The following is a 6,875-nucleotide window of genomic DNA, read 5'->3' as shown; positions in this document are numbered from 1 at the left end:
CCGCTGTTCCTTCGGCAAGTCACCTCGGTTCATCGCTCATGGCGACAAGATTCCACAGCACGACCCGATCGACGCCTGCTGCTCATGGCCCGGTCGGAGTGTCTATGCATGTCACCGGATTCCCCCAAAAAGCTCTAAAGCCTTAATTTGGTCCTCAGCGCATCGATGCGCTTGGAAGCCTCAGCCTTACTGAGGTCGTCGGCAAAACTTTGTTCGTCGCCCGCCTGCTCACAAAGCGTCTTCAGGTAGGAAGCTTGGGCCGGCGTCATCGGGTCGTCACCGCTAGTCCATTCATCAGGGGCCTTATTGATGCTTTCGCTTTTGGCGCGGTCCGAAGGTTGCATGGCGCTCTCCTCACGTCAGAATGACGAAACGCATTTTGATCTGCTTTTGTTCCTGCGCACGGCAGCCCGGACGCGGGATAAGGAGGGCGTTGGTCAGGCCTTCGAAAGCGGACGGTTGCCGAAGGACCAGAGGCTTCCCGCTGCCAGGACCGCCACTATGACGCCTACGATCACATGCGCCCACAGGGCCGCTGCCACGGCCGAAAAACCGAGGACCCAAGGCGAGACCAATGTGCACAGCCCAACCACGATGTTTGCCCATTCCTCGTATTCGTGGATCGCAACCAGCGCACCCACGGCGATCAGGGCGATCACCGCACCGGCGATCCAGGCGTTCCAGGCCGCATAGGCTTCAGCCGCAAACCCGAGATACCAGGGCGATATTGCTAGCGCGATTCCGGCGACCAAATTGACGATGTCGATCACCGGACGATTTTCAGATTTCAGCCATTTCTGCATTGTTCATCCTCCTTTCGTGACATGGTCAGTGAACCGTCCTCTGGTTGAGAACGGGCGCGGCGGCCGAGGACTGTCCGTGGTCACCGCGAAGCTTTCTTCACCTGCCGGGCCCAATCACGCGGAACCAGCCGGCCAGAAGGAAAGGCTCGACCTCGTCGGGCCGGAAGCGGTTGCCGGCGATCTCGCGCATGGCGGTTCCACTGGCATCGTCGCTTTGTCGGGCAAGGCTCGGCGCCCCGGCTGAGCGCACGGCCCGCTGCGGCGACGGCCAGCGCAAAACGGTTGGGAACGGCATTTTCACAATCGAACACGATGATCGGATCCATAGCGTCACCTCACATTGCCTTCTGCTTTTGTTCCGAGATCGAAACGGTCAGGTTCGCTGCCGTCATCCGTGGTTCCAATGCGAGCAGCGCCTGTTCCACTTCGTCGAGCCGGGTCGGACGTGCGTTTTCCGGCATTCCCTCGGATGTTGCGAGATCGACCAGATACTCATTCCACGCCCAGTTGCGCAGGACGGCGCGTTTCTCTTCGACGGTCAAAAGGGGGTCGACGACGACTTCTATCGGCGAGGCAAAAAGTGGCTCCGGGTCCGTCAATGCGGGCCGATAATGCGACGCCTGCGAAACAGCGTCGTAACTGGTCTGTAGCAACGCCAACTGGAGGCGGTTCCAGACAAGATCCGCGCCGGGCTGCAGCCGCTTCTCAGCATCGGAAGGTTCGACAATGGATTTTTCGGCCGCCGGGCTTCCTTGAACCCTGTACGCGAGGCCCTGACGTTCGGCATAGTCGATGGCCGCCTGAGCCGTCGAAAAATCGAGCTCCACTTGGGTCAGGGTGTCACAGCTTCCGGTGTAACCCATCAGGGGCTCGATGACGGGTGCGATACGCCGCTCGAACACCAGCCGCCATCCTTTCGGTCGCGCACGGCCCGAGCTCATGACCGACCGGCAAGGCTGGTAGATCCGCGCGACCGCATCAGGCGGGAACTCGGATCTGCCGAATGACAGCGCTCGCCCGCAGTTGTCGTTTGCCGGGCCGAGACTTTCTACGACTGGTGTGACTTCACTTGCTTGCTTCGGCATCATTCGTCCCTCCCGTGGAGCGAAGGATGCGCCGGAGGCAGTTAGGTACCGCCTCCGGCCTGCTCTGTGCGTCAGTGGGTGATGGGGATACGCTTCACCTTCGACTGCGCATTCGGGTTCTTGGGCAGCGTCAGGGTCAGGATGCCATTGGCAAAGGACGCCTTGACCTTGTCGTCCTCGACTTCATAGCCGAGGGGGATGCGCCGCTCGAAGTGGCCGTAGAATCGCTCGGAATAGCCTTTCTCCTCGGTCTCCGACCGCTTCTCGCCACGCAGGGTCAGCATGTCCTCATCGAGCAGGACTTCAATGTCCTTCTCTTCCATGCCGGGAACCTCGGCGGTGACGCGAAGCTCATTATCCGACTCCGAGATCTCCACCTTCGGCCAGCCGCCATCGAAAGGCGAAAGCTGCCCCGCAGTAGGCAAGCGCGTCTCGAAGCTCCTCAACACGTCATCGAAGAGCCTGTTCACCTCGCGGTGAAGCGAAAGAAAGGGATCGCCACCGCTATAGATGCTCGGGGCCTGGTTGTTGTTACGGCCCCACGGGATAAGGTCACGCATATTCATCTTCGTTCACCTCCACGTTCAACCGCGCGGCACCGGACGATTGCCGGTGCCTGACGCTTCTGATTCACGATGACTTCAGGCCGCGCTCTTTTCGGCTTCGATCTGCCGCGGCGCTGCCTTTGCCGTGCTGCCGGCGATGGCGATCCGGCGCGGTTTCATCTCTTCGGGAAGCTCGCGCTTGAGATCGATGTTCAGCAGCCCATTGTTCAGGCTGGCGCCGACGACCTTCACATGGTCGGCCAGTTCGAACCGACGCTCGAAAGCGGGCCCGGCAATGCCGCGATAGAGGTACTGGCCATTGTCCTCGCCAGGTTGCGACCCACTCACAATCAACAGGTTAGGCTGATGAGTGATTGTCAGCTGATCCTGCGAGAAGCCGGCGACCGCCATGGTGATGCGATAGTCGTCCTCACCAGCCTTGGCGATGTCGTAGGGCGGCCAATTGTCTGTCGCAGTGACGCGGCTCGCATTTTCCAGCATGTCGAAGACGCGGTCGAAGCCGATGCTGGACCGGAACAGGGGGGCAAAATCAAGGTTTGTCCTCATAGCCATATCCTCCTTTGAGCAACATGGTTTGCAACAAGGCCTAGGATCGCCTTGAAGCCTCCTAGGCTCTACCGGCCCCATCTGGCGACCGGCAATTAGCTATTTATAACAGGGCCTTGTGGCTTCAAGAGGGCGCATAGGAAAATTTTCAGCGAGCAGTGAAATTTCTTCGATGCCCGGTAGATTTCGGATCATAAGGCCGAAGGCTAGTGTCCATATATGAAACAAATTCGAAAACCACGCCCCAAGCGATTTTCCAGCCTTCCACCTCCAGCATTGCGCCCCTCCAAGTTGGATAATGGGAAAGCCGCGCCATTCCGTGTACGGCTGGTAGCGGTCATTCATCGTTTGTGAGACAGTCAGGCAATCAAGCCAAGTTTGAAGGACGGCAAATGCCACTGCGACGCTATGGCGGAGCATTCGACGCCGCTGATCTGGCCCTGCTAAAGCGAGTGTTCGACCAAATATCCAAGGAGCGCTTCCTCGCCAAGAAAGACGTGGCGCAGATGGAAGCACTCGCCGAGGAAGTCGTCAACGCTTTCCAGAACGGGATCACAGATGAAGCGGACCTATTGAAGGCCCTTTCTAAGCAGCGCCGCAGAGGTCGGCGAATTTCAAACTGAGACACTACCGGCTGCGCGATGGCGGCGGTTCATGTCTGCTGAGTGCGCAGGTGCGAGCAAAGCAAGGAGGAGTGCCAGGCTGGCGCGACGTGAGCGCCGCAGCACCGTTCGTGATCGTCTCTTAGCTTCCGATCTGGCTAGCCCACCAAATTTCGTGGTGTGGGAGGTGCCGATACGGAGGCGCCGAGCATCGCCAGGTGGGAGCAGGTCAGCAGATGGCCCGAGCCGATCGCTGTCCTGCGTGGTTTCGATGGAAGGAAATTTCACGCTGGCGGGGCCCTCCGAGAGAAATGAGTTCGGCATTCGCCATTCGCTACGATTTCGCGCAACCAAGTCAGTTTGCCAGCATTATTAAGAAAAAGCACCGCAGGAAACCCATGTTGCACCATAGCATGCCTCGGGAATTTGAGATCGGTGACGAAGTGGCGCTGACCAGTACGGTGATCACGGGCGCGCTAGAGTAAGCATCCCATCATATAACCATCCCTATGCGATCGATCCGCCACCTAAAACCCGAGCAGGAGATAAGGTCGTTCTCGTTGGGGATGTTACTCGCGTCGATCGCGAAGCCGATAAATTGACGGTGCGAATTGATTGCGGAGGCCTGATTACTGTCGACAAGGCTGCGATTACCAGGCTGAAGAAGCACCGCCGAGCTGGAGCGGGTTGAAGCTGGGCAGGGAAGTTTCTGCGCACGATGCGCTCGCCAAATTCCGCCGTGAACGGCACGTCCTGATCGGATTCCGGCAACGCACGATGGAAAGGGCAATCCCGCCGCTCGAAGCCTCGCCAATGACGGCCGATAGGTGCTTATCAGCTGTCCGCAGCATGAGCTTGAGGCCAGCAAGGGATACCACGAATCTGTTATGCCGTTCGAGCGTCGCGGCAACCGTCTACCAGTCTTGCCTGCCATACCACTCGTCAATGTCCCGGCGAACCTGATCCTTCTCCAGGCCGTAGCGCTCCTGAATGATGCCTTCAAGTTGGTCGCGTTTACCGCCGATGCGGTCTAGGTCGTCGTCCGTAAGTTTGCCCCACTGTTCCTTGACCTTGCCCTTAACCTGCTTCCAATTTCCTTCGACGCGGTCCCAATCCATGGCAGTGATCTCCTGGTTTCCGAAATGAAAACGTTATCCGGTAAGAGAAGTTCCTGCTGATTTTGAAACGCGGGCTCACATAGGTACCGCGCCGTGCTTGCCACCAGCACGATCGTTACGCGCGAAAGGCCTTTGCGATCCCTCATGACGCTGCAGAAATCCGTGCCCAAATCACTGGCTGTCGGTTTCACCGTGATCTGGCCGATATCTCAGGAAAACACCAATCGGAGGTTCCAGAGTCTTGTGGGCTTGCTGGACAAGGAGAACTTCACCGTCAAGATCGCTGCTTTCGCCGTCTGACTACATAGGTTCTTTGTTCTAGACGTCGAATGCCACGCCACGCGGCATTGTGGGTGGTTGATAAGTTGTTGAATGACCGCGCTTGGGTCGTGTCCCCGTAAGTGGTGTAGCTCGGCGGTAGCAAAAGCTGCTCGCGAGCGCGCCCTCGATGGCGCTGTAGGGAGCGAGCGGCTTTGCGGTGGTCATCGGCGCTTTCCGGTAGGGTCTGGTTGCGACACCAACCTTTGACCGGAAGGACTACCGATGACCGACGACATGATGAACCTGCGCGCTCGTGGAGAAGACACCCGACACCGATCTGTTGCGTGAGATGATCGGCTTTGCCGCCGAGCGTCTGATGGAGATGGAGGTGGGCGCCGCGACGGGTGCTGCCTATGGCGAGAAGAGCCCACTTCGGACGGCCTAGCGCAACGGTACCGCGACCGGGACTGGGAGACTCGCGCCGGCACGGTCGAGCTGCGCATCCCGAAGCTGAGGAAGGGCTCCTACTTCCCGGGCTTTCTCGAACCGAGACGCATGGCCGAGAAGGCGCTGACCGCAGTGATCCAGGAAGCCTATATACAGGGCATCTCGACACGCTCGGTCGACGACCTGGTCAAGGCGATGGGCATGAGCGGCATCTCCGAGAGCCAGGTCTCTCGGCTGTGCGAGGAGATCGACGGCAAGGTGAAGGCCTTCCTCGACCGGCCGATCGAAGGCGACTGGCCATACCTGTGGATCGATGCGACCTACCTGAAGGTGCGCCGTGGCGGCCGCATCGTCTGCGTCGCCGTCATCATCGCCGTCGGCGTCAACGCGGACGGCCGGCGCGAGGTGCTTGGCATGGAGATCGGCACCTCGGAGGCCGAGCCGATCTGGACGGAGTTCCTGCGCAAGCTGACCCGTCGCGGCCTGCGCGGCGTCAAGCTCGTCGTCTCCGATGCGCACGAAGGCCTCAAGGCGGCCGTCACCAAGGTGCTCAGCGCGACATGGCAGAGGTGCCGCGTCCACTTCATGAGGAACGTGCTGGCCCATGCCGGCAAGAGCGGCCGCAGGGTCGTCTCAGCCTTCATCGGCACCGCTTTCGCCCAGGAGACGCCCGAGGCCGCGTCCGTACAATGGCGCACCGTCGCCGACCAGATCCGGCCGAAGGTGCCGAAATTGGCGACAATCATGGACGACGCCGAGCCCGACGTGCTGGCCTACATGACCTTCCCTAAGGAACATCGCGCCAAGCTCCACTCGACGAATCCGATCGAGCGTCTCAACGGCGAGATCAAGCGGCGCACCGAGGTCGTCGGAATCTTCCCGAACGACGATGCGATCGTGCGCCTCGTCGGCGCCCTGCTGCTCGAACAGAACGATGAATGGGCCGTCCAGCGCGCAAGATACATGACACTGGAAACGATGTCGCAAATGAGCGATGATCCTCTGATCAGCTTGCCAGCCGTGGCGCGCTGATCAGCCCGGCCAATGCCGGAGAGCACGGCGACCAAAGCCGTCAGCTACACCACTCCCAGGGACACGATCCGCGCTTGCGTCAAGAGAGGCTCTCCTTGGCCGCAAGCTTATGCGGGTAGCGGTGCGAAGGCGGTTTTGATTCATAGGAGCGTTTTGTGTGCTCTTTCGAACCGCGCCGGATATCGAACCCCGCCCTTGCGGGTTCAGGAATCCCGGCTCGGAAAGCCGGGCGTCCAATCGTCCTGTGCCGAGAAGCCGCTCACGCGGGGTCGCGTGCTTTGCGGCGCCGGTCCAGGCGAGCGACTGCGGATTTGCCTGTGGTCGAGGAAACAATGGTTGGAACAGAAGAGGCATTCGCCAGTTTGCTGGCATGCAGTCGGTGTTCGAACAAATTGCGCGGTCGCTGAAAAAGCGG

General features: G+C 59.8%; 9 protein-coding genes and 1 pseudogene. 4 read left to right on the top strand and 6 right to left on the bottom strand.

Annotated elements, in window-relative coordinates; all coding sequences use genetic code 11:
* Positions 1-134: 134 nt before the first annotated feature.
* From NKJ90_RS33060 to NKJ90_RS33040, 5 genes are all read right to left on the bottom strand, one after another.
* Complete coding sequence (locus tag NKJ90_RS33060) at positions 135-344, bottom strand: DUF3072 domain-containing protein (protein WP_352487751.1); 210 nt, start codon at positions 342-344, stop codon at positions 135-137.
* A 93-nt stretch (positions 345-437) separates the two neighbouring features.
* Positions 438-803: an SPW repeat protein gene (locus NKJ90_RS33055; RefSeq protein ID WP_352487750.1), complete on the bottom strand. Its 366-nt coding sequence runs from the start codon at positions 801-803 to the stop codon at positions 438-440.
* A gap of 335 nt (positions 804-1,138) precedes the next feature.
* The gene (locus NKJ90_RS33050; RefSeq protein WP_352487749.1) at positions 1,139-1,891 is read right to left on the bottom strand and encodes an NADH dehydrogenase ubiquinone Fe-S protein 4; all 753 of its coding nucleotides are present in this window, start codon (positions 1,889-1,891) and stop codon (positions 1,139-1,141) included.
* Positions 1,892-1,959: 68 nt separating this feature from the next.
* Positions 1,960-2,454, bottom strand: coding sequence for an Hsp20/alpha crystallin family protein (locus tag NKJ90_RS33045; RefSeq protein WP_352487748.1), 495 nt, complete (start codon positions 2,452-2,454; stop codon positions 1,960-1,962).
* Between the two features lie 75 nt (positions 2,455-2,529).
* The gene (locus NKJ90_RS33040) at positions 2,530-3,000 is read right to left on the bottom strand and encodes an Hsp20 family protein (RefSeq protein WP_352487747.1); all 471 of its coding nucleotides are present in this window, start codon (positions 2,998-3,000) and stop codon (positions 2,530-2,532) included.
* 392 nt (positions 3,001-3,392) lie between these two features.
* Here NKJ90_RS33040 and NKJ90_RS33035 point away from each other — a divergent pair, with 392 nt between their 5' ends.
* A complete protein-coding gene (locus tag NKJ90_RS33035) occupies positions 3,393-3,623 on the top strand; it encodes a hypothetical protein (RefSeq protein ID WP_023763181.1) in 231 nt (76 codons plus the stop codon).
* Between the two features lie 290 nt (positions 3,624-3,913).
* Positions 3,914-4,087 (top strand): hypothetical protein, encoded by a 174-nt coding sequence (locus tag NKJ90_RS33030; protein WP_352487746.1) that lies wholly within the window; start codon positions 3,914-3,916, stop codon positions 4,085-4,087.
* A gap of 429 nt (positions 4,088-4,516) precedes the next feature.
* Here NKJ90_RS33030 and NKJ90_RS33025 read toward each other — a convergent pair whose 3' ends face one another.
* A complete protein-coding gene (locus NKJ90_RS33025; protein WP_023763179.1) occupies positions 4,517-4,720 on the bottom strand; it encodes a CsbD family protein in 204 nt (67 codons plus the stop codon).
* A 144-nt stretch (positions 4,721-4,864) separates the two neighbouring features.
* On the opposite strand from NKJ90_RS33025, the gene NKJ90_RS33020 reads away from it, so the two are divergent.
* Positions 4,865-5,020 (top strand): hypothetical protein, encoded by a 156-nt coding sequence (locus NKJ90_RS33020; protein ID WP_352487745.1) that lies wholly within the window; start codon positions 4,865-4,867, stop codon positions 5,018-5,020.
* 243 nt (positions 5,021-5,263) lie between these two features.
* Positions 5,264-6,460, top strand: a pseudogene (locus NKJ90_RS33015) (IS256 family transposase).
* The last annotated feature ends 415 nt before the right edge of the window (positions 6,461-6,875 follow it).

The sequence above is a fragment of the Mesorhizobium sp. M0051 genome (genome assembly GCF_040323235.1).
Lineage (GTDB): Bacteria > Pseudomonadota > Alphaproteobacteria > Rhizobiales > Rhizobiaceae > Mesorhizobium.
This window is presented reverse-complemented; position numbering and strand designations above follow the sequence as displayed.